20 protein-coding genes are annotated in these 20,668 nt (G+C 66.7%); 14 read left to right on the top strand and 6 right to left on the bottom strand.

Annotation, left to right across the window (positions count from 1 at the left end; genetic code table 11):
- The first annotated feature begins 119 nt into the window (after positions 1-119).
- Positions 120-1,205 carry a Ca2+-dependent phosphoinositide-specific phospholipase C gene (locus ABB28_RS05375; protein ID WP_211260368.1) on the top strand — a complete coding sequence of 362 codons (1,086 nt, stop codon included), beginning with the start codon at positions 120-122 and terminating at the stop codon, positions 1,203-1,205.
- 12 nt (positions 1,206-1,217) lie between these two features.
- Here ABB28_RS05375 and ABB28_RS05370 read toward each other — a convergent pair whose 3' ends face one another.
- Both ABB28_RS05370 and ABB28_RS05365 read right to left on the bottom strand, forming a co-directional pair.
- Entirely contained in the window at positions 1,218-1,628 is a 411-nt protein-coding gene (locus ABB28_RS05370; protein WP_057507648.1) for a DUF350 domain-containing protein, read from the bottom strand.
- Between the two features lie 92 nt (positions 1,629-1,720).
- The gene (locus tag ABB28_RS05365; protein ID WP_057507647.1) at positions 1,721-2,854 is read right to left on the bottom strand and encodes an alkene reductase; all 1,134 of its coding nucleotides are present in this window, start codon (positions 2,852-2,854) and stop codon (positions 1,721-1,723) included.
- A 111-nt stretch (positions 2,855-2,965) separates the two neighbouring features.
- Between ABB28_RS05365 and ABB28_RS05360 the strand changes: the two genes are divergently transcribed.
- Positions 2,966-3,898, top strand: coding sequence for a LysR family transcriptional regulator (locus ABB28_RS05360; protein ID WP_057507646.1), 933 nt, complete (start codon positions 2,966-2,968; stop codon positions 3,896-3,898).
- Between the two features lie 108 nt (positions 3,899-4,006).
- Complete coding sequence (gene glgX / locus ABB28_RS05355; RefSeq protein WP_057507645.1) at positions 4,007-6,136, top strand: glycogen debranching protein GlgX; 2,130 nt, start codon at positions 4,007-4,009, stop codon at positions 6,134-6,136.
- A gap of 57 nt (positions 6,137-6,193) precedes the next feature.
- On the opposite strand, the gene ABB28_RS05350 is transcribed toward glgX, so the two are convergent.
- Positions 6,194-6,403 carry a DUF378 domain-containing protein gene (locus tag ABB28_RS05350; protein WP_211260367.1) on the bottom strand — a complete coding sequence of 70 codons (210 nt, stop codon included), beginning with the start codon at positions 6,401-6,403 and terminating at the stop codon, positions 6,194-6,196.
- A 161-nt stretch (positions 6,404-6,564) separates the two neighbouring features.
- Between ABB28_RS05350 and ABB28_RS05345 the strand changes: the two genes are divergently transcribed.
- Positions 6,565-6,912, top strand: a complete 348-nt coding sequence (locus tag ABB28_RS05345) for a hypothetical protein (protein ID WP_057507644.1) — start codon at positions 6,565-6,567, stop codon at positions 6,910-6,912.
- Here ABB28_RS05345 and ABB28_RS05340 read toward each other — a convergent pair.
- Positions 6,872-7,834 (bottom strand): LysR family transcriptional regulator, encoded by a 963-nt coding sequence (locus ABB28_RS05340; RefSeq protein WP_161809857.1) that lies wholly within the window; start codon positions 7,832-7,834, stop codon positions 6,872-6,874. The genes ABB28_RS05345 and ABB28_RS05340 overlap by 41 nt on opposite strands.
- 149 nt (positions 7,835-7,983) lie before the next feature.
- On the opposite strand from ABB28_RS05340, the gene ABB28_RS05335 reads away from it, so the two are divergent.
- From ABB28_RS05335 to ABB28_RS05310, 6 genes are all read left to right on the top strand, one after another.
- Positions 7,984-8,715 (top strand): gluconate 2-dehydrogenase subunit 3 family protein, encoded by a 732-nt coding sequence (locus ABB28_RS05335; protein ID WP_057507642.1) that lies wholly within the window; start codon positions 7,984-7,986, stop codon positions 8,713-8,715.
- A gap of 2 nt (positions 8,716-8,717) precedes the next feature.
- A complete protein-coding gene (locus tag ABB28_RS05330) occupies positions 8,718-10,493 on the top strand; it encodes a GMC family oxidoreductase (RefSeq protein WP_057507641.1) in 1,776 nt (591 codons plus the stop codon).
- 10 nt (positions 10,494-10,503) lie between these two features.
- Positions 10,504-11,874 (top strand): cytochrome c, encoded by a 1,371-nt coding sequence (locus tag ABB28_RS05325; RefSeq protein WP_057507640.1) that lies wholly within the window; start codon positions 10,504-10,506, stop codon positions 11,872-11,874.
- Between the two features lie 113 nt (positions 11,875-11,987).
- Positions 11,988-12,398, top strand: a complete 411-nt coding sequence (locus ABB28_RS05320; RefSeq protein WP_083491943.1) for a response regulator — start codon at positions 11,988-11,990, stop codon at positions 12,396-12,398.
- Positions 12,399-12,453: 55 nt separating this feature from the next.
- Positions 12,454-12,870 carry a DUF2231 domain-containing protein gene (locus ABB28_RS05315; protein WP_057507639.1) on the top strand — a complete coding sequence of 139 codons (417 nt, stop codon included), beginning with the start codon at positions 12,454-12,456 and terminating at the stop codon, positions 12,868-12,870.
- A complete protein-coding gene (locus tag ABB28_RS05310) occupies positions 12,867-14,222 on the top strand; it encodes a PQQ-dependent sugar dehydrogenase (RefSeq protein WP_057507638.1) in 1,356 nt (451 codons plus the stop codon). The genes ABB28_RS05315 and ABB28_RS05310 overlap by 4 nt, the downstream gene beginning before the upstream one ends.
- A gap of 45 nt (positions 14,223-14,267) precedes the next feature.
- On the opposite strand, the gene ABB28_RS05305 is transcribed toward ABB28_RS05310, so the two are convergent.
- Positions 14,268-17,045 carry a PAS domain-containing protein gene (locus ABB28_RS05305; protein ID WP_245625288.1) on the bottom strand — a complete coding sequence of 926 codons (2,778 nt, stop codon included), beginning with the start codon at positions 17,043-17,045 and terminating at the stop codon, positions 14,268-14,270.
- 174 nt (positions 17,046-17,219) lie between these two features.
- On the opposite strand from ABB28_RS05305, the gene ABB28_RS05300 reads away from it, so the two are divergent.
- Positions 17,220-17,492 carry a hypothetical protein gene (locus tag ABB28_RS05300; RefSeq protein WP_148049403.1) on the top strand — a complete coding sequence of 91 codons (273 nt, stop codon included), beginning with the start codon at positions 17,220-17,222 and terminating at the stop codon, positions 17,490-17,492.
- Here the strand turns inward: ABB28_RS05300 and ABB28_RS18525 are convergent.
- Complete coding sequence (locus ABB28_RS18525) at positions 17,483-17,716, bottom strand: CGNR zinc finger domain-containing protein (RefSeq protein WP_083491949.1); 234 nt, start codon at positions 17,714-17,716, stop codon at positions 17,483-17,485. The genes ABB28_RS05300 and ABB28_RS18525 overlap by 10 nt on opposite strands.
- A gap of 67 nt (positions 17,717-17,783) precedes the next feature.
- Between ABB28_RS18525 and ABB28_RS05295 the strand changes: the two genes are divergently transcribed.
- The 3 genes from ABB28_RS05295 to ABB28_RS05285 all read left to right on the top strand — a co-directional run bounded on the left by ABB28_RS05295 (position 17,784) and on the right by ABB28_RS05285 (position 20,534).
- Positions 17,784-18,698, top strand: coding sequence for a glycoside hydrolase family 43 protein (locus ABB28_RS05295; protein ID WP_245625287.1), 915 nt, complete (start codon positions 17,784-17,786; stop codon positions 18,696-18,698).
- Between the two features lie 122 nt (positions 18,699-18,820).
- Positions 18,821-19,453: an RNA polymerase sigma factor gene (locus tag ABB28_RS05290; protein WP_057507635.1), complete on the top strand. Its 633-nt coding sequence runs from the start codon at positions 18,821-18,823 to the stop codon at positions 19,451-19,453.
- Positions 19,446-20,534, top strand: a complete 1,089-nt coding sequence (locus ABB28_RS05285) for a FecR family protein (RefSeq protein WP_057507634.1) — start codon at positions 19,446-19,448, stop codon at positions 20,532-20,534. The genes ABB28_RS05290 and ABB28_RS05285 overlap by 8 nt, the downstream gene beginning before the upstream one ends.
- Positions 20,535-20,668: the final 134 nt, after the last annotated feature.

Below are 20,668 nucleotides of genomic sequence, written 5' to 3'. Positions count from 1 at the left end.
CCGAGCTGCCATGACGGTTTCGGCTCTGTTAGCAGGAATACTAACAGGTGCTGGCTGTCATCTGTGTGTATGCGTGCGCCGGCAAGCTGAGCGGCCCCGCAGTTGACAGGACATTCCACGTGGCATTCTTCGGCAGCCCCCGATCCGCCTTGCTGCTGTTGCTGGCCCTGGCCCTGGGCCCGGCCGCTGCCGCCGCAGCACCTGCGGCGGTGCGGCTCAACGATGTGCTCGCTGTCGGTACCCACAACAGTTACAAGCTGCCCATGCCGAACGCCCGGCTGCAGGCGCTTGCCGGACGCGATCTGGACATGGCGCAGGCGCTGGACTATGCCCACCGTCCCTTGGCCGAGCAGCTGCAGCACGGGGCGCGGCAGCTGGAGCTGGACGCCAATTACGATCCGCAGGGCGGCCATTACGCGGCCGGATCGGCCGACCCGGACCTGCAACGGCCGGGCTTCAAGGTGCTGCACATGCCCGGGCTGGACAACGCGAGCAGCTGCGTACGCCTGCAGCAGTGCCTGCAGCAGCTGCGCGCCTGGTCCGATGCACATCCCCGGCACGTGCCGATCCTGCTGTTGGTCAACGCCAAGGATGACCAGAACGCACGGCTGGGCGGCATCGATGCGCTGCGCTTCGATGCGGCGGCGTTCGACGCGCTGGATGCGGAAATCCGCTCGGTGCTCGGGCCCGGCAAACTGATCGTGCCCGATGACGTGCAGGCCGGCTACCCGACCCTGCGCGAGGCCGTGCTGGCGGGAAACTGGCCGGTGCTGGAACACGCACGCGGTCGCTTCCTGTTCGCCCTGGACGAAGGTCCGGCGAAGGTGGCGCTGTATCGGGGCGATCGCCCTTCACTGCAGGGCAGGGTGCTGTTCGTCAACACCGATGCCGACTCACCGGCCGCCGCCTACATGACCCTCAACGACCCGATCGGCCAAGCGGAGCAGATCCGCCGCGCGGTGCAGCAGGGTTTCATCGTGCGAACGCGCGCCGATGCGGAAACCCGCGAAGCGCGCACCGGGGACACCCGGCGGCGCGAGGCGGCACTGGCCAGCGGGGCCCAGTATGTATCGACGGATTATCTCTGGCCCGATCCGCGCTTCGGCACGGAATACCAGGTGCCGCTGCCGCGCGGGGCGGCAGCGACCTGCAATCCGCTGCGCGCACGCCACTGCGCGCTGCCGGATCTTGAAGCCATGCCCTGAAGCGCAAGCGGCTCAGGGCACCATCGCGGCCGAATTCACCAGGCCCACGGCGATCGCCACGCCGGCCGAGAACCAACCGGCGCTTTCGTTGCCGGCGTCGATCTGGTCAGGGCCGCGTCGGGTGATGATGGCGCGGGAGATGCCAAAGGCCAGCACCTGCATCACCGCAGCGATGGCCGCCCAGATCGCGGCATCCACCAGCGAGACCGAGTTGCTGATCACTGAATTGATCGGCAGCGCCAGGCCGATCAGGGCACCGGCCATGCCGATGCCCGCGGCCTTGTTGCCCTGCCGGATCAAGGTGATTTCCTTGTGCGGGGTAATCAGCGCCACTAGGGTGATGGCCAGCAGCAGGATCAGCAGGCCGATGCCCATGAAGGCGGCGAAGGCGAGGAACGACTGGCCGGTGATGACGTAGTGCATGCAGATCCTTTGGAGGTCGTGAGGCAGATAGCCCCCAAACCTACCGCATCAGCCCACCGATTGCCTGAAGCCTGCGTCGCGGACGCGAAGACTCAGGCCGCCTGGTACGGCGGATAGTCCACGTAGCCCTTGGCACCGCCGCCGTAGAAGGTGCTGCGATCCGGCGGCGTCAGTTCCCAACGGTTGCGCAGTCGGGCCACCAGGTCCGGGTTGCTGATGAAGCTGGCACCGAAGGCGGCCAGATCGATCACCCCCTCGGCAATCAGCGCCTCGGCACTGTCGCGGTCCAGTCCGCCGGCCAGGATCAGCGCCGTGGCGGGCAGCGCCTGCTTGATCTGCCGCAGCAGCGCGTCGAAGCCGGATTCACCACCGGCGTCCACCGTGGTGCCGCCGACCTTGAAGCCGGACTGGTTCATCACGTGCACATAGGCCAGCCTGCGGCGTCCGATGTGCTCGGCCAGCGCGGTGTAGGTCTCGTCGATGCGGTCATGCAGCGGCATGTCGAACAGCTGGCCGTACGGCGAGATGCGGATGCCGGTGCGCGCGGCGCCGACGCGGGCCACCACCGCATCGATGACCTGCAGGGTGAAGCGCAGGCGATCGTCCAGCGTGGTGGCGGCGTACTGGTCGTTGCGGTCGTTGACCAGCGGGTTCATGAACTGCTCGAACAGGTAGCCGTTGGCGGCGTGGATCTCGACGCCGTCGAAACCGGCTTCGATGGCATTGGCGGCCGCCTGCGCGAAGGTGTCGACGATCCGCGGAATCTCATCGGTCGCGAGCTGGCGCGGCGCCGGCGGTTCGACCAGCGCCGGATTGCCCGCCGCGTCGCGCCCAAACGCCTGCGCGCCGACCGGCTGGCGCGAACTGGCACTGACCGGCAGCTGCCCGTCCTGCTGGATGGTCGGGTGGGATACGCGGCCTACATGCCACAACTGGGCGAACATGCGCCCGCCCACGGCGTGCACCGAGTCGGTCACCAGCCGCCAGCCGGCGATCTGCTCGGCGCTGAAGATGCCCGGGTTGAACAGGTAACCCTGGCCTTCGCGCGAAATCGGGGTGCCTTCGCTGACGATCAGGCCGGCCGTCGCGCGCTGCGTGTAGTACAGCGCGGTGCGCTCATCGGCAATGTCATGCGGCGCGCGTGCACGGGTCAGCGGGGCCATGACCACGCGGTTCTGCAGGGTCAGGCCGGAAAGGGGGAACGGCTGGAACAGGGAGCTGGACATGGGGAGCCGATGCGGAAGGGGAGAATGGCGGTCATCGTAGACAGGTGCCGAGGGAGCTACAATCCGCCATAACGGCAATTCATTATTGCGATAATCGCAATCGAGGCATGCGTGCAACTCAACGCCCTGCGTTACTTCCTGATGGTGGCCAGCAGCGGCAGCTTCCTGGCCACGGCGCGTCACTACCAGGTGCCGGCGTCATCGGTGTCGCGTCATGTGGCGGCGCTGGAAAAGGACCTCGGACGCCAGCTCCTGTATCGCAGTACGCGCGCGGTCAGCCTGACCGAAGAAGGCGAGCGTTTCCTGGCCCAGGCGCGCGAGGCGATCGAACTGCTGGACCAGGCGGCGGAGGAGATCGGCGGCAGCAGCGGCGAGATCCGCGGGCTGGTACGCATCAATGCACCGGAGGCGTTCGGCCGCCTGCACGTGGCCGACGCGGTGCATGCGCTGCAGGACCTGCACCCCGGGTTGAGCGTGGAGCTGACCCTCACCGATGCGTTCATCGACCCGGTGCAGGAGGCCGCCGACATCATCATCCGGATCGGCGTGCCGGTGGATTCGGGCTTGATCGGCCATGCGGTCCCCGGCAACACGCAGCGCCTGCTGGCCAGCCCCGGCTACCTGCAGCAGCATGGCGTGCCGTCCGCCCCTGCCGACCTGCTGCAGCACCGCTGCCTGGTCTACAAAGGCCAGATGGGCGCACAGCGCTGGTACTTCCAACGCGCCGGTGAGGGGCGCGTGGAGACGATCAACGTCAGTGGCCCGCTGCGCAGCAACAACGCCGAAGTGCTGCTGGCAGCGGCGCTGAAGGGCAGGGGTATCGTGCTGTTTCCCACCTGGCTGCTGGACCCCGGCAGCCTGCAACGCCGTGAACTGGTTGCGCTGTTGCCGGAGTGGTCGGCCTCGGCGATGGCCGAACAGGCGCAGATCCAGCTGCTGTCACCGCAGAGCCGGTTGCGTTCGCGCAAGATCCGCGAAGTCACCGCGTTCCTGCAGCAATGGCTGGGGTCGCGGCCGTATGTCGACCCGGTGCCTTGGCAATGATGCGACGTGAGGAGCACCGTAGAAAGGCGATGACGCAGCCTGCACGCCCGGCAGCAGAGTCTTGCCTGTCCCAGGCCGCACTCCCGCCGCCTGCCCAGCGAGCAGCCCATGCGCGATACCGTACACGCCCGTTATGCCACCCCCTCGCGCGTTCGTGAGGGCCGTCCGTTCCCCCAGGGCGCCACCTTTGATGGCAAGGGCACCAATTTCGCGCTGTTCAGCGCCCACGCTACCCGCGTCGATCTCTGCCTGTTCGATGAAGCCGGCAACGAGCAGCGGATCGAACTGCCCGAATACACCAACGAGGTCTGGCACGGCTACCTGCCGGATGTGAAGCCGGGACAGCGCTACGGCTACCGGGTCCATGGCCCGTACGCACCCGCCGAGGGCCATCGCTTCAACCACCACAAGCTGCTGTTGGACCCGTATGCGCGCGAAATCGAGGGCGATCTCACCTGGAGCGACGAGCTGTACGGCTACACCATCGGCCATCCCGACGCGGACCTCAGCTTCGACGAGCGCGACAGCGCCCCGTTCATGCCCAAGGCCGTGGTGGTGCACGACGACTACGACTGGGAGGACGACCAGCATCTGTTGACCGCCTGGAACAGGACACTGGTGTACGAAACACACGTGCGCGGCTACACCATGCGCCATCCGGAGGTGGCCGAAGCCGTGCGCGGCACCTGCGCCGGGCTCGCCCATGATGCCGTGCTGGACTACATCAAAGGGCTGGGCGTCACCGCGGTGGAGCTGCTGCCGGTGCAGGCCTACCTGGATGACAGCCACCTGCTGGAAAAAGGACTGCGCAACTACTGGGGCTACAACACGCTGGCGTTCTTCGCGCTGAAGAGCCGCTACCTGGCCAGCGGCCACCGCGACGAGTTCCGTGACATGGTCAAGGCCATGCACCGCAAGGGGCTGGAAGTGGTGCTGGACGTGGTCTACAACCACACCGCCGAGGGCAACCAGCTGGGCCCGACGCTGTCCTTCAAGGGCATCGACAATGCCACCTACTACCGGCTCGCCGACGACAAGCGCTACTACATCAACGATACCGGCACCGGCAACACCTTCAACCTCAGCAACATGCAGGCGATGCGCTTCGTCACCGATTCGCTGCGTTACTGGGCGCAGGAGATGCATGTCGATGGCTTCCGCTTCGACCTGGCGACGATCCTGGGGCGCGAACCGAGCGGTTTCGACCAGCGCGGCAGTTTCCTCGATGCCTGCGGGCAGGATCCGCTGCTGTCACAGGTGAAGCTGATCGCCGAGCCCTGGGATTGCGGCCCGGGTGGTTACCAGGTGGGCCGCTTCCCGCCGGGCTGGGCCGAATGGAATGACAAGTTCCGTGACAACGCGCGCAGCTTCTGGAAGGGCGACGAAGGCACGCTGGCCGAGTTCGCCACCCGCTTCACCGGCTCGGCCGACCTGTTCGATCGCCGCGGCCGCCGCCCGTGGTCGTCGGTGAACTTCATCACCGCCCATGATGGCTTCACCCTGCATGACCTGGTCAGCTACAACGAAAAGCACAACAGTGCCAACGGCGAGGACAACCAGGACGGGTCCAACCACGATGGGTCGTGCAACTACGGCGCCGAAGGCGAGACCGACGATGCGGACATCAAGGCGCTGCGCGAGCGGCAGATGAAGAACCTGCTGGCCACGCTGCTGCTGGCCCAGGGCACGCCGATGCTGCTGGCCGGCGATGAGCGGGCACAGACCCAGGGTGGCAACAACAACACCTACTGCCAGGACAACGAAACGGCCTGGATCGACTGGCAGCGCGACCCCAGCGACGGCCGGCTGGCCGACTTCGTGCGCGAGCTCACCGCATTGCGCCGCCGCTATCCCATCCTGACCCGTGGCCGCTTCCTCAATGGCCAGTACAGCGAGGAGGCCGGGGTCAAGGACCTGTCCTGGCTCAATCCCAGCGGCGCGGAAATGGCGGACGCCGACTGGCATGACGGCGGCGCACGTGCGGTGGGCCTGGTACTGGAAGGCAAGGCCCAGCAGTCCGGTGTGCGCGAGCACGCCACCGATGCGACCTTGCTGATCCTCATAAACGCGTGGCACGAAGGGGTGAGCTTCAACCTGCCCGATGACGAGGACATGCCGCTGCACTGGAAGCTGATGCTGTCCACCGATGAAGCGCTGGACCGCGAATCGGTGCCGAAGGGGGCAAGTGATTTCCTGGCGCCACCGCGCAGCGTGACCGTGTTCGAACGGCGCACCTGAAGGTGTGGAAGTGAAGGAGGGGAGGGCGGCGCTGGCCGCCCTTTCCGCAACCGCGTGTCAGACGATCTGCGCGGTGGGTTTGTGGGTGGCCAGCCAGATCGCCTGCCACAGGCCGGACAGGCCGATCAGGGCGTAGATCGCGCGCGGCCACATGCTGTCCGCACCGCAGGCCAGCCCGATCAGATCGACCTGGAACTGCCCCTGCAGTCCCAGGCAGATGGCACCAAACAGCACCATGATCAACGTCGCGATGTTGAACGCTCGCACTGCCTTGCCCCTGGTTTCTTTCGTGGATGGCGACAGGGTGGCGCCTGCGGCGTGCGAGCACCGTGATCCTGTGCTTCACGCCTCGTCAACCGCAGCGTCCACCTGGGCTCCACGCGCGCCTGCCTATGATCAGTGCACCCCCGTCCCGGCAGACCTCCCGCATGATCCCCACTTCCTATTGGCGCAAGAGCTGGGGCAGCTTCGTGCGGCCCAACACCGGGTCGTTCGACATTCGTGATGTGTCCTGCCTGCAGGAACCGACGTCGCTGCGCATCGTGCACCTGTACCGCATCGATGCCTGCTGCCTGGGATGCAACCACGTGTTCTCTGCGCGCGACGGCCACGGCATGGCCACGGTCACCGGCGCCCGCGTGCTGACCTGTCCGGGCTGTTCCGCCAGCCAGGCGGTGTCCAACAGCGAACTGGCCGGTTTCTTCACCGCCGGCACGGCCACGGCCACCGCGCCGGTCACGCCGCAGGCTCCCGGGCAGGTAGCGGCTGCGGCATGAGCCTGGCCGCATCGGCTTGCTCGTAGGCCTGCACGCTGGCGGGCAGCTCGGCATGCAGGAAGTCCACGAACAAGGCGATCCGCCGCGAATACATCGACTTGACCAGGTGGGTCTCCGAGAACATCCGCGGTTCGCCTGCGGTTTCCGGCAGCACTTCCACCAGGCGCCCCGTACGCAACAGGGCGGCCACTTCCCAGCGCGAGCGCTGCATCACGCCCAGACCGGCCACCGCCCAATCCAGCAGGGTGTCCGGGTCGTTGGACCGTGCGACAGCGTTGAGGGCCACGCGCTGCCGTTGCGTCCCCGATCCGATCGTCCATAGCGGCGCTTCGCTGTTCCTGCTGCCGTTGTCGATGCAATGGTGCGTGGCCAGCGCGTCCACGCGCATCGGCGTGCCATGGCGCTGCAGGTAGACAGGGCTGGCCACCAGTATCCGCTGGCTGCTGAACAGTGGCCGCGAGATGAAGCTGGGATGCGGTGCGATGCCACCGCGGATCGCCACGTCGATCGAGTCCCCGATCAGGTCCACCGCCGCCCGTGACATCTGCAGGTCGATGCGAACCTCCGGGTGCCGGGCCATGAAACGGGCCGACAGCGGCCCCACGATGTGCCTGCCGAGTGGCACCGGGCAGGCCACGCGCAGCGTGCCGGCCTGATCGTCCCGATCCGCGTGGGCCTCCAACGCGGCCTGTTCCAGCAATTGCAGGATTTCCTCGCTGCGCCGCAGATAGGCTTCGCCGGCGGGGGTGAGCGACTGCCGCCGGGTGCTCCGCACCAGCAGCTTGACCCCGAGCCGCGCCTCCAGCTGGCGCAGGCGTTCGCTGACCATCGACGTGGCCATGCCCAGGGTGCGCGCGGCGGCGGTGAGGCTGCCCGCGCGCGCTACGGCGACGAAGGCCCTCATCTCGGCGAAATCATTCATGGCAGGCAGATATTCGGCTACGGCGAAAACAGTTTTCACCATATCCCGGTTAATTGCGCAGGGCCAGCTGCACATAGTGGTCGCAATACGCGTGACACACTGCAGCACGCACTGCACTACACGCCAGCCAGATCGCACCGGAGCCAGCGATGTCCAACGAAAACAACGAAGCGAGCGCTTCGCCGTCACGGCGACGCTTTTTCCAGGCCTTGACCCTGGTTCCGGTAGTCGCCGCGCTGCCCGCCTGCAAGGAAGCGCCGAAGGGAGCGTCGGCCGGCGCATCGCCGGCGCAGGACAGCGCGCCCTACCAACCGGCTTTCTTCAGCGCAGCGGAGTGGGCGTTCGTGGTGGCCGCGTGTGATCGCCTGATCCCGGCCGATGACATCGGCCCCGGGGCAGTGGAATCGGGGGTGCCGGAATTCCTCGACCGCCACATGCAGACCCCGTACGCCAGCGGTGCGATCTGGTACATGCAGGGGCCGTTCCTGGAGGCGCCGTCCGAATTCGGCTACCAGGGCCGGCTGGCGCTGAGGGACATCCTGAAGGTCGGCATCGCGGCGATGGACGCGCATTGCCGCAGGGCGTTCGACGGCAAGGGCTTCGCCGCACTGACGGTGGAGCAGCAGGAACAGCTGCTCACCCAGGCCCAGGATGGCAAGCTCGGGCTGGAGGAGATCAGCGACAAGGTGTTCTTCAGCAACCTGCTCAACGAGGTCAAGAACGGCTACTTCGCCGATCCCAAATATGGCGGCAACAAGGACATGGGCGCGTGGAAGATGATCGGTTACCCGGGCATGCGCGCCGACTACATCGACTGGATCAGCGTGCGTGACAAGCCCTATCCGCTGGGTCCGGTCGATCTGTCCGGACGGAGGGGCTGAGCGTGGCGATCAGCAAACCGAAAGTGGATGTCCTGATCGTGGGCATGGGCTGGACCGGGGCGATCATGGCCAAGGAGCTCACCGATGCCGGGCTGCACGTGGTGGCGCTGGAACGCGGCGGCGACCGCGATACGCAGCCTGATTTTGCTTATCCCAACGTGGTGGACGAGCTGGAAGGGTCGGTGCACCGGCGTTACCTGCAGAGCCTGGCCCAGGATACGTTGACCATCCGCCACAAGGCCGCCGATACCGCCGTGCCCTACCGGCAGATGGGCTCGTTCAAGCCCGGTACCGGCGTCGGCGGGGCCGGCAGCCACTGGTCCGGCTGCCATTTCCGCGCGCTGCCGGAAGACTTCCGCCTGCGCAGCAACATGGAACAGCGCTACGGCCGCGGCTTCATTCCCGACGACATGACCATCCAGGATTTCCCGGTCAGCTACGAAGACCTGGAGCCGCACTTCGACCACTTCGAATATGTCTGCGGCACGTCCGGCAAGGCGGGCATCATCAATGGCGTGCTGCAGCCGGGCGGCAATCCGTTCGAAGGCTCGCGCAGCCGCGAGTTCGCATTGCCGCCCAACCCGGACTACCTGGGCGCGGAAATGTTCTACAAGGCGGCCGAGGGCATGGGCTGGCATCCGTATCCCATTCCCGCGTCCAACACCTCGCGCGCCTACACCAACCCGTATGGCTGCCAGATGGGCCCCTGCAACGCCTGCGGGTTCTGCAGCGACTACGGCTGCCTGAACTATTCCAAGGCCAGTCCCAACGCCTGCATCCTGCCGGTGCTGCGGCAGCGCGACACCTTCGAACTGCGCACCCATGCGCAGGTGCTGAAGGTCAACCTGGACAGCACCGGCAAGAAGGCCACCGGGGTGACCTACCTGGATGCAACCGGCCGCGAGATCGAACAGCCAGCCGACCTGGTGCTGCTGTGTGCGTTCTCCTATATCAACGTCCACCTGATGCTGGTGTCCGGCATCGGCACGCCATATGACCCGCAGACCGGGCTGGGCACCGTTGGCAAGAATTACTCCTACCAGAACCTCAACCGGGTGGTGCTGTTCTTTGACAAGAGCGTGCAGGCCAATGGCTTCATCGGCATCGGCGGTGCCGGCGCCACCATGGACGACCTCAACGGCAACCAGCTGGACAACGGCAAGGCCGGCTTCGTTGGCGGCGGCCTGGTCTGGGCGCGGCAACCCGGCGCGGGCCCGGTGCGCGGCATCAACGTACCGCCCGGCACGCCCTCGTGGGGCAGCAAGTGGAAGCAGGCCGCGGTGGATTCGTTCCGCCATTCGTTCTATTACGAAGTGCAGGGCGCGTGCATGTCCTACCGGCAGCATTACCTCAGCCTGGATCCCACCTACCGCGATGCGTTCGGGCGTCCACTGCTGCGCATGACCTTCGATTGGCACGACAACGAGATCAAGGCCTCGCAGTTCCTGGTCGACAAAGCGCTGCAGATGAGCCGGATCCTCAATCCAATTGCGGTATCCGGTGATGCGAAGAAGGACGGCAGCCACTACGACATCACCAAATACCAGAGCACCCACACCTGCGGCGGCGCGATCATGGGCCATACACCGGCAGACTCCGCGTTGAACCGTTACCTGCAGTCCTGGGACGTGCCGAACGTGTTCGCCATCGGTGCCAACGCGTTCCCGCAGAACAACGGCTACAACCCGACCGGCATGGTCGGCGCGCTGGCCTACTGGGCGGCCAAGGCGATCCGCGACAAGTACCTGGCCGATCCCGGCCCGCTGGTCCAGGCATGAGGGCGCGGGCATGAAGAAGATCCTGCTGACCCTGCTGGCGCTCGCCCTGCTGGTGCTGTTGGCGTTGTTCGTCTACGCCAGGCTGCCCACCGAAACCCGTCCGGTCACCGCGTCGGGGGGCATGGAGCGTGCGGCGATGATTGAACGCGGGCGCTACGTGGCCACCGCCAGCGACTGCGTGGCCTGCCATTCGACCCCAGGCGGTGCCGCGTTCGCCGGTGGCCTGCCGATCGCTTCGCCGATCGGCACCATCTACAGCACCAACATCACGCCCGACCGGAAAACCGGCATCGGCGAGTACAGCCTGGATGACTTCGACCGCGCGGTACGCCATGGCATCACCCCGCACGGCGACACCCTGTATCCGGCGATGCCGTATCCGTCCTACGTGCGCCTGACCGATGCGGACATCGAGGCGATGTACACCTACTTCATGCACGGCGTGGCACCTGCGCAGGCGGAGAATCGCCCAGCCGGCATCCGCTGGCCGTTGTCGATGCGGTGGCCGCTGGCGATCTGGCGCAAGCAGTTCGGCCCGGATCCTGCGCAGGCAGGAAAAATGCAGGGCAGTTACCCCGACGAGGAAATCGCCCGCGGCGCGTATCTGGTGCAGGGCCCTGGCCACTGCGGCAGTTGCCACACACCACGCGCGCTCACCCTGCAGGAGAAGGCGATGGACGAGTCCGGCGCCGAGTACCTCGCCGGCGGCCAGGTGATCGATGGCTGGCTGGCGGTCAACCTGCGTGGCAACAAGGCCGACGGACTCGGCAACTGGAGCCGGCAGGACATCATCGACGTGCTGAAGACCGGGCGCAGCGAGCGCCATGCGGTCGTCGGCAGGCCGATGGCCGACGTGGTCCAGCACAGTACCCAGCACCTGACCGATGCCGACCTCGGCGCGATCGCGGCGTACCTCAAGAGCCTGCCTGCCACCCAGCAGGACCCATCTTCCTTTGTGGCCAATCCGCAGACCGCCAGCGAACTGCGTGCGGGGGTCAACAACAGCCGTGGCGCCGAACTCTACGTAGACAACTGCGCGGCCTGCCATCGCAGTGATGCCGAGGGCTATCCGCGGGTGTTCCCCAGCCTGGCCGGAAACTCGACGATCCTGGCCAAGGATCCGACCACGCTGGTGCGGTTGGTGCTGGAAGGAAGCGAGATGCCAAGCACCGTGCATGCGCCGTCCAACCTGGGCATGCCCGGCTTCGCCGAGCGCCTGAGCGATGCCGACGTGGCCGAACTGGGCACGTTCCTGCGCGGCAGCTTCGGCAACAAGGCGCCTGCCGTGACGGCGACGCAGGTCGCCAAGGTGCGGCGGGATATCGAGAAGATGCGCACCGAGCACGACGAGGCGGCGCACGATCCGACCGAGGTGGAGTAGGCGGATCCGCGAGCATTATCGACACGTGTCGTGAAGACGGCCGGGCTCGGCCGTCACACTTTCGATCCAATACGGGAGCGACACTGAAGCCACGAAAACGTGTCACGGATACCATGACCATCACAACTGCTACCCCCTCGGCGGCGCCACGAATCCTGGTCGTTGAAGACGAGATCGAACTTTCCACGCTGCTGCAGACCATTCTCAACGGCGAAGGCTATGGCGTGGAACAGGCGTATTCGCTGTCCGATGCACTGCATTCCATCGACGATGAAGTCTTCGATGCGGCGGTGCTCGACGTCGAGCTGCGCGACGGCGTCGTGTTCTCCGTCGCCGATGCGCTGAAGGCACGCGGCATCCCGTTCTTCTTCCTGTCGGCGGTGTACAAGGGCGTGGTCCCGGTGGCCCACCGCGACGTGCCGTTCCTGAGCAAGCCGTATGAGATCGAGGAGCTGAAAAGCTACCTGACCGACACGCTCGGCCAGCGCAGAAGCAGCCGGCGCAGCGGGCATCACAGTCCCTAGCAGGGGCTGATGGCACCATCCGGGTCACCTTCCACCGTACCCAGGAGCAGATTCCATGGTGTCCAGCCCCTCCCTTCATCGAGCGTGGGTAATCCACCCCGTTCATGCTGCCGTGCTCGGCGGCGTACTGCCGCTGTTCCTGGCAACGCTGCTGGCGGATTACGCCTACTGGAGCAGCCATGAAATCCAGTGGAGCAACTTCGCTGCCTGGCTGCTGGTCGGCGCGATGGTGATGACCACGCTGGCCCTGCTGGCCGGCGTCATCGGCCTGGCCCGTCATCGTCACGGCCTGGCCTATGTGGTGGTCCTGGCGGTCACCTGGGTGCTCGGTTTCTTCAATTCGCTGCACCATGCGCGTGATGCATGGGCGGTCATGCCCGGTGGGCTGGTGATGACGGTGATCGGCACGCTGCTGGCACTGGTCGCCACCTGGATCGGCCTTTCCACCCTGCGCGTGGGAGGTGTCCGATGAGCCGCCAGATGATCAAGGTTCTCTCCGTTTCGGTGCTGGCCACCGCGCTCGCCGCCTGCGGTGGCAAGGCGCCGCAGATGGACCAGTACGGCGCCACCCCGGACATGCCCGCGCCCAAGCGCGACCTCATGCCGGACATGACCATCGCCAAACCTACGGCCTGGGGCGATACCGTGCCCACGGTTCCGGCCGGCTACCGCATTTCCGCCATTGCGACCGAGCTGGGCATTCCGCGCCAGACCCTGGTGCTGCCCAACGGTGACATCCTGGTGGCCGAAGGCCGCGGCGGCAATGCGCCCAAGCTCAAGCCGAAGGACGTCATCGCCGGCAAGATCAAGGCCAAGGGCAACACCGCCGTGAAAAGTGGCAACCGCCTGACCCTTCTGCGTGATGCCGACGGTGATGGTGTGTATGAGATGAAGACCGTGTTCGCCGACAAGCTCAACGCACCGTACGGACTGGCGATGATCGGCAACGTGATCTATGTCGCCAACCAGGACGCGCTGGTGCGTTTCGACTATGTCGATGGGCAGACCCAGGCCAGCGCGGCACCGACCACGGTCACCGAACTGCCTTCGGCGATCAACCATCATTGGACCAAGTCGCTGGCCGCAAGTGCCGACGGCCGCTACCTGTACGTGGGCATCGGCTCCAACAGCAACATCACCGAACGTGGCATGGCCGCCGAGGTGGATCGCGCGGTGGTATGGCAGATCGACGCGCAGACCGGTGCCCACAAGACCTATGCGACAGGCCTGCGCAATCCCACCGCGCTGGCGATCCAGCCGGGTACCGGCACGGTCTGGGCGGTGGTCAACGAGCGCGATGAGATCGGTCCCAACCTGGTACCGGATTACCTGACGTCGGTGAAGGAAGGCGCGTTCTACGGCTGGCCTTACAGCTACTGGGGCAAGAACGTGGACGATCGCGTGATGCCGCAGGATCCGGCGAAGGTGGCCAGTGCCATCGCTCCGGATTACGCACTGGGCTCGCACGTGGCCGCGCTGGGCGTATCGTTCTCCGGGCCGACCATGGGCGCGAAGTTCGCCGATGGCGTGTTCGTCGGCGAGCACGGCAGCTGGAACCGCAACCCGCCGGTGGGCTACAAGGTGGTCTTCGTGCCGTTCCGTGACGGCCGCCCGGCCGGTGAGCCGATCGACTTCGTGTCCGGCTTCCGCGGCGAAGATGGGCTGACCCGTGGTCGCCCGGTCGGCGTCACCGTCGATCCGCGCGGTGCGTTGATCGTGGCCGATGACCTGGCCAACACGATCTGGCGCGTCACCCCGGACACGGCCACGGCACCCGCGCCGGCCGAGACGCCGGTGCAACCGCCCGCACCGATCACCCCCTGACCGATCTCCCGGCAGCGCCGAGCCATGCTCGGCGCCTGCCGGTGGTCAGCCCAGCGCTGCGCGCACGCGCATGGCCAGCTCGTCCACGGTGAACGGCTTGCCGATCATCTGCACGCTCGGATCCAGCATGCCGTCCTGCACCAGCGCGTTGCGGCTGTAGCCGGTGGCGAACAGCACCTTCAGGTCCGGCCGGCGTCGCAGCGCTTCGTCGGCCAACTCGCGGCCGTTGACCTCCGGCATCACCACATCAGTGAACAACAGGGCCACGCCCGGGTGCGCATCAAGCAGCTTCAGCGCCGCCGCCGCACCGTCAGCGGCAAGCACCGGATAGCCGAGCTCGGTCAGGGCATCGATGGAAAACTGGCGCACGCCGGGCTCGTCTTCCACCACCAGCACCAGCTCCTGTCCACCCACCACCTCGAACGCATCGTCCGACGTCGTTTCAGGCAGCGGATCGACAACCGCCATCAGGCGCGGAAGATAGAGCTTGACCGTCGTACCCCGGCCGATCCCGGACTCGATGCGCACATGTCCGGCGGACTGCTTGACGAAGCCGTACACCTGCGAAAGCCCCAGTCCGGTTCCCTGGCCGACCTTCTTGGTGGTGAAGAACGGCTCGAAGGCCTTGGCCATCACCTCCGGCGACATGCCGCTGCCATTGTCGGCCACCGCGATCAGCACGTAGTCGCCTGCCGGAACGCTGCCGGCGCTGGCATCCTCCTGCGCACAGTTGGCCGTCTCCACCGTGAGCCGGCCGCCGCCGGGCATCGCATCGCGTGCGTTGACCGCAAGGTTGAGGATCACGTTTTCCAGCTGGTTCGCATCGGCGAAGGTGGACCACAGGTCAGCGGCCAGCACGGTTTCCAGGCGTACGCTGCTGCCCAGCGAATGCACCAGCAGGTCCGACATGCCGGCCACCAGGCGGTTGGCATCCACCGGTACCGGCTGCAGGGGCTGCTGGCGCGAGAACGACAGCAGCCGCTGGGTGAGCTGCGCGGCGCGGCGGGCGCCGTCCATCGCCATGTCGATGTAGCGCTTGGCGCGTGGATCCTGGTCGCCGAGGCGTGCCGCCAGCAGGTCCAGCGGACCGATCACCGTGGCCAGCATGTTGTTGAAGTCATGCGCGATGCCACCGGTCAACTGGCCCACGGCCTCCATCTTCTGGCTCTGGCGCAGCGCTTCTTCTGCCCGCGTACGTTCCATTACCTCCTCCAGCACGCGGGCCTCGAGGTGCTCGTTCAGTTCCTTGAGGCGCGCGTCGGCGAGACGGCGCGCGGTGACCTCGATGGCCACGCCCAGCACGCGCACGCAGCGGTCGCCTTCGAACAGGCCCCGGCCCTTGGCCGCCACCCAGCGCACCACGCCATCCTCCTTGCCCACGGTGCGGTACTCCACGTCGTAGAGCGCGCGCAGGGCAGGGTCGGCAGCGGCCGCGAACGCAGCGCTGGTTTCGGCGCGGTCATCCGGATGCAGTCCGCCGTAGAAATCCTGCAGGGATACGTCCACGTGGGCCGAAATGCCGAACATCGCCTTGGTGCGCGGCGGCCAGATCAGCACGTCGTGCACCAGGTCCACGTCCCAGAAGCCCATGTCACCGGCTTCGGTGGCGAAACGCAGGCGCTCCTCGCTTTCAGCCAACGCGGCCTCGGCGGCCTTGCGCGAGGTCAGGTCCAGCATCGCGCCGATCATGCGATGCGGCTCGCCCGAGGCGCCGCGCAGCACGGTGCCGCGGTCCAGCACCACCGCATAGCTGCCATCGGCACGGCGGAAGCGGTACTCGCCGGTCCACGACGAGGTCTCACTGGCGATCACCGCATGGATATGGTCGTCCACGCGCTGGCGATCGTCCGGATGGATGTTGTCCAGCCACCACTGCGCGGTGGTTTCGGTCAGTGCGTGGCCGAACAGGGCGCACAGCGCTTCGTTCCAGACGACGTGGCCATCGGACATCCGCCAGTCCCATATCGCATCGTTGGTGGCCCGTGCGGCCAGCCGGTAGCGCTCTTCGATCTCCTGGTGTTCGGCGGCCGCCGCCTTGCGGTCGGTGATGTCCAGCGAGGTTCCAACCAGGCCGACGACGCTGCCGTCGGCATCGCGCAGCGGAGCCTTGGTCGACAGCCAGACGGCGCGCCGCCCGTCAGGGAAGCTCACTTCTTCTTCCAGTTGTTCGCTGCGGCCATTGGCCATCACCCGTTCGTCGGCGGCCATCACCGCCGCGGCCTGCACCGGGTCGCTGAGCAGCTCGGCATCGGTGCGTCCGATGTAGCGCTCCGGTGGCAGCCCGATCAGCTCGGTCGTGCCACGGTTGCCGATCAGCAGGCGGCCCTGGCGGTCCTTCGCGTAGACCACGCCGGGCGCTGCTTCGACAAAGGACCGCAGCAGGACCTGCGCCTGGTCGCGCTCGGACTCCAGCCGCCGGCGTTCGTCGATGTCGATCAGCACGCCGGGAAAACCGACGGCGCGGCCGTCGGCATCCAGGTCGACCCGGCCGACCGCCTCTATCCAGCGATACTGGCCATCATTGCCGCGCGTGCGGTACTGATGGGAGTAGCGCCCGCCACGTCGCAGGGCGGCGGCGATCGCCTGCTCCAGCCCCGCGCGGTCATCGGGGTGCACGGTGGACACCACCTGGTCCAAGCGCAGCTCGCCCTGTACGGCGGCCGGCTCCAGGCCGAAGGCATGGGCCAGGGCATCATCGACGGTCAATCTGTCGTGTGTCACATCCCAGAACCAGGTGCCGACGATCGCCCCGGCAGCGAGCGCCAGCTTGACCCGCTCGGCGTCGCGCTCGGCGTGGGGGGCAGGGGGAGGGGGAAGGTTCAAGGAGTTCTCACGGCAAAGGCCCGGGAATGACGCATTCAGGACGCCTAGATTATCGTTGCCGGGCAGTGCTGGGAATGTTGCCTGCTGCACGCGGGTGGCAGGCCGACGCCAGCGCCGCCGGCGTTGTGGCACAGTTGCAGGCATTGCACGTCCAAGGTGTCCGGGAGACAAGGAATGAACAGGAAAGTGGTGATGTTGGTGCTCTGCCTGGTCGCAGGTTCGGCGATGGCAGGCGGCAGTGCACGGTTCGGCAACAAGCTGGTGAGTACCGGCGACGCTGCGGGCAAGGTGACGCAGGTGGCGGGCAGGCCGGATCGGGTGATCCAGCTGGAAACCGACTTCAGCGGCAACATCGGGGAGCGGTGGGAGTACTACAAGGCGCAGAAGACCATCCACATCATCTTCCGGGACGGCAAGGTGACCGAGGTCAACGAGCTCTACAACTGAGGGTGCCCGCAGGATGCCTGCTTCCGCGTGCGGAACGCGGCCACGTTCATGCGGTTTCCGCAGGCCGCCATGCTGCACCGGCGGCGCCGGCCTGAAGGGGTGGGGTCCACCAACAGCAGGTCCTTGAGCGGGTGCTCGCCCCTCGGCCTGAATCGATCTAAACTCGGTCCATCCGCTACGGGAGGGCAGGGTATGGCAAAGATGAAGGCAGTAGTGGCGGCCATGATGGCAGCCGCGGTATCGCTTGGCGCAGCCGCCGCACCGGCAGGTCCACAAAGGCCTGCGGTGCCGATGTCCGGTAACCCCATCCTGCCGGGATGGTATGCGGACCCGGAAGCGGCGGTGTTCGGCAGCACGTACTGGATCTATCCGACCACCTCCGCGCCGTATGCGGAACAGACCCATTTTGATGCCTTTTCTTCACCTGACCTGGTGCACTGGACCCGGCATCCGGACGTACTGACCAAGGCCAGCATTCCGTGGGCCAAGGAGGCGCTGTGGGCGCCTGCGGTGGTGGAAAAGGGCGGTCGCTATTACTTCTTCTTTTCCGCCAATGACATCAAGACGGACGAGGAAACCGGCGGCATCGGCGTGGCCGTGGCCGACCGGCCTGAAGGTCCTTACCGCGACCTGCTGGGCAAGCCGCTGATCGGGACGTTCCATAATGGTGCCCAGCCGATCGACCAGTTCGTGTTCGAGGACGACGACGGTGCCTGGTACATGATCTACGGGGGCTGGAAGCACGCCAACATCGTGCGGCTGAAGGATGATTTCACCGGCGTGCAGCCGCATGAGGACGGCACGCTGTACAAGGAAATCACCCCGGCCCCGGAATATGTGGAAGGCTCGCTGATGTTCAAGCGCGGCGGCCGCTATTACTACATGTGGTCCGAAGGGGGCTGGGGCGAGCCGGAGTATTCGGTGGCCTATGCCATCGCCGACACGCCCACGGGCCCGTTCAAGCGCATCGGCAAGATCCTGCAGCAGGATCCCAGCATCGCCACCAGTGCCGGCCACCACTCGGTCATCCACGCGCCCGGCTCGGACAACTGGTACATCGTCTACCACCGTCGTCCGCTGGGGGAGACCAGCCGCCATCACCGCGCCACCGCGATCGACCGCATGCAGTTCGATGAAAACGGCCTGATCCTTCCGGTGAAGATGACCCTGGAAGGTGTGCCGGCGGAGCGCGTGCAGGGCCGCTGACCTCGGTATGCTGCAGCGCAGCAAAACCAGCTAGACTGCGGGCGAAGCCCCGCTGTTCGCACGCCGCGCACCAGAACGGGGAAAACGTTTCACTTTCTCCCTTCTGGTTCGTCCTGGTACCTATGGAGCCCGCCATCCCCGAACGTTCACCGGATTTCCCGCCGCCGTGCGATGACCCAGGCGGTGGGCCGGCCGGCGTGCAGGACGGGCCGGCGACGACTGCGGGGCCGGTGACCGGCGCCCAGGCGGCGGAGCTGATGCGCAACCTCAACACCACGCTGATCCGCTTGCTGCAGCTTCGACTGGGCTCTTACGAAGACGCGCGCGACGTGGCCCAGGAGGCTTATGCGCGCCTGTTGAACCTCGGCAATGACCAGGTCGTCAGCTTCCAGCGTGCGCTGCTGTTCAAGATCGCGCAGAACCTGGCAACCGACGTCCTGCGCAGGCGCGCCTACACCGAACTGCCCGAGCCGGAAGGGCTGGAGCTGTGGCCGGACCCGGAGGTCGATCCAGAGCGGTCGGCACGCGCGCGGCGGGTCATCGAGCGCCTGCCTGCCGTGCTGGCCGAGTTGCCGCCGCGTTGCGCGGAGGCCTTCCGGCTGGTGCGGATGGAGCAGTGCAGCTTCAAGGAAGCCGGCGAGCGGCTGGGGCTGACCGACAGGATGGTGCGGATACATGTCGCGCGTGCGTTGGCCTTGTGCCAGTCGCGGTTCGATGAACTCACGGACGACGGCAGGACCGCTGAACATGATTGACCAGAACACCACCCCCCGCGAGATCGCCCTGCAGGAGGCCGCCGATTGGCTGATCCGGCTGACCGATGCGGATCCGCAGGAGGGTGACATCGAGGCATGGAACGCCTGGATGGAAGGCTCTGCAGTGAACGCGCAGGCCTTCGATGACATCCAGCTGCTGTGGGACGCGGCGGCTGAGGTGGGCGTTGATCGCGTGCTTGCCGCGCGGGGCGCAAGCGGGGAAGCGGCGACCGCGCCAGGGAGTGCTGGGTTGAATGGGGAACCGACAGGGACTGCGCGCGCCGCCGCGCGCCGACCTGCGCGGCGGTCGCGGGGCCTGCGCTGGGGAGCGCTCGCCGCCGGGGTCGCCGCCCTTGCGATAGGCGTGGGCCTGCTCCGCCAGCCGCCTGCCGGAGAGCCGCTGGAACTGCGCATGAGTGCGGGCATCGGGGCGCCGCGACACCTTGCGCTGCCGGACGGCAGCAGCGTCGACCTGGATGCAGGCAGCGAGCTGGTGGCCCAGTTCAGCCGGCACCGTCGGCAGGTCGAGCTGGTCTCCGGCCAGGCCTATTTCGCCGTGGCCAAGGATCCGGACCGTCCGTTCGAAGTACGTGCCGACGGCGCGCTGGCGCAGGCCCTGGGCACCCATTTCAGCGTTGCCCGTCGCAGCGACAGCGTGCGCGTGATGGTCAGCGAAGGCCATGTGCAGGTAAGTGACCTGCGCAGCAATGGCAAGGGCATCCAGAACCACGTGGTCCAGCTGCTGGCCGACCAGGGTGCGACGCTGGCCGAAGGAGGTCCCCTGCAGGGCCCGTTGCCGGTGGACGCGCCGTCGTCGCTGTCGTGGCTGCAGGGCAACGTGGTGTACCGCAGTGAATCGCTGGGCAATGTCGTGGCGGACCTCAACCGGCACTCGCGCGTGCGCATCGTGCTGCACGATGCGCAGATGGCCCGGTTGCCGGTAACCGGACGCTGGAGTACCGCCGATCTGGATATCTGGCTGGAAAGTGTCGCCCAGGCGCTGTCCCTTTCCATCGTGCGTGGCCCGGATGAAATCCTGCTCGCCCCTCTGGAAGGGGACGCACAGGGAACGAAACAGTAGCCGCCTGCGACGCCCCCCACCGCCTTCCTTGTTCCGGGAGTTTTCATCAGACCTTGAGCGCACGCTTCCGCCGGAAACTCGCCCTACCAGCGGCGGCGCGCGCGCCTTCCGCCGCGGGGTATTGGCCGCGCGTC

This window comes from Stenotrophomonas chelatiphaga (genome assembly GCF_001431535.1).
GTDB classification, from domain to species: Bacteria; Pseudomonadota; Gammaproteobacteria; order Xanthomonadales; family Xanthomonadaceae; genus Stenotrophomonas; species Stenotrophomonas chelatiphaga.
This window is presented reverse-complemented; position numbering and strand designations above follow the sequence as displayed.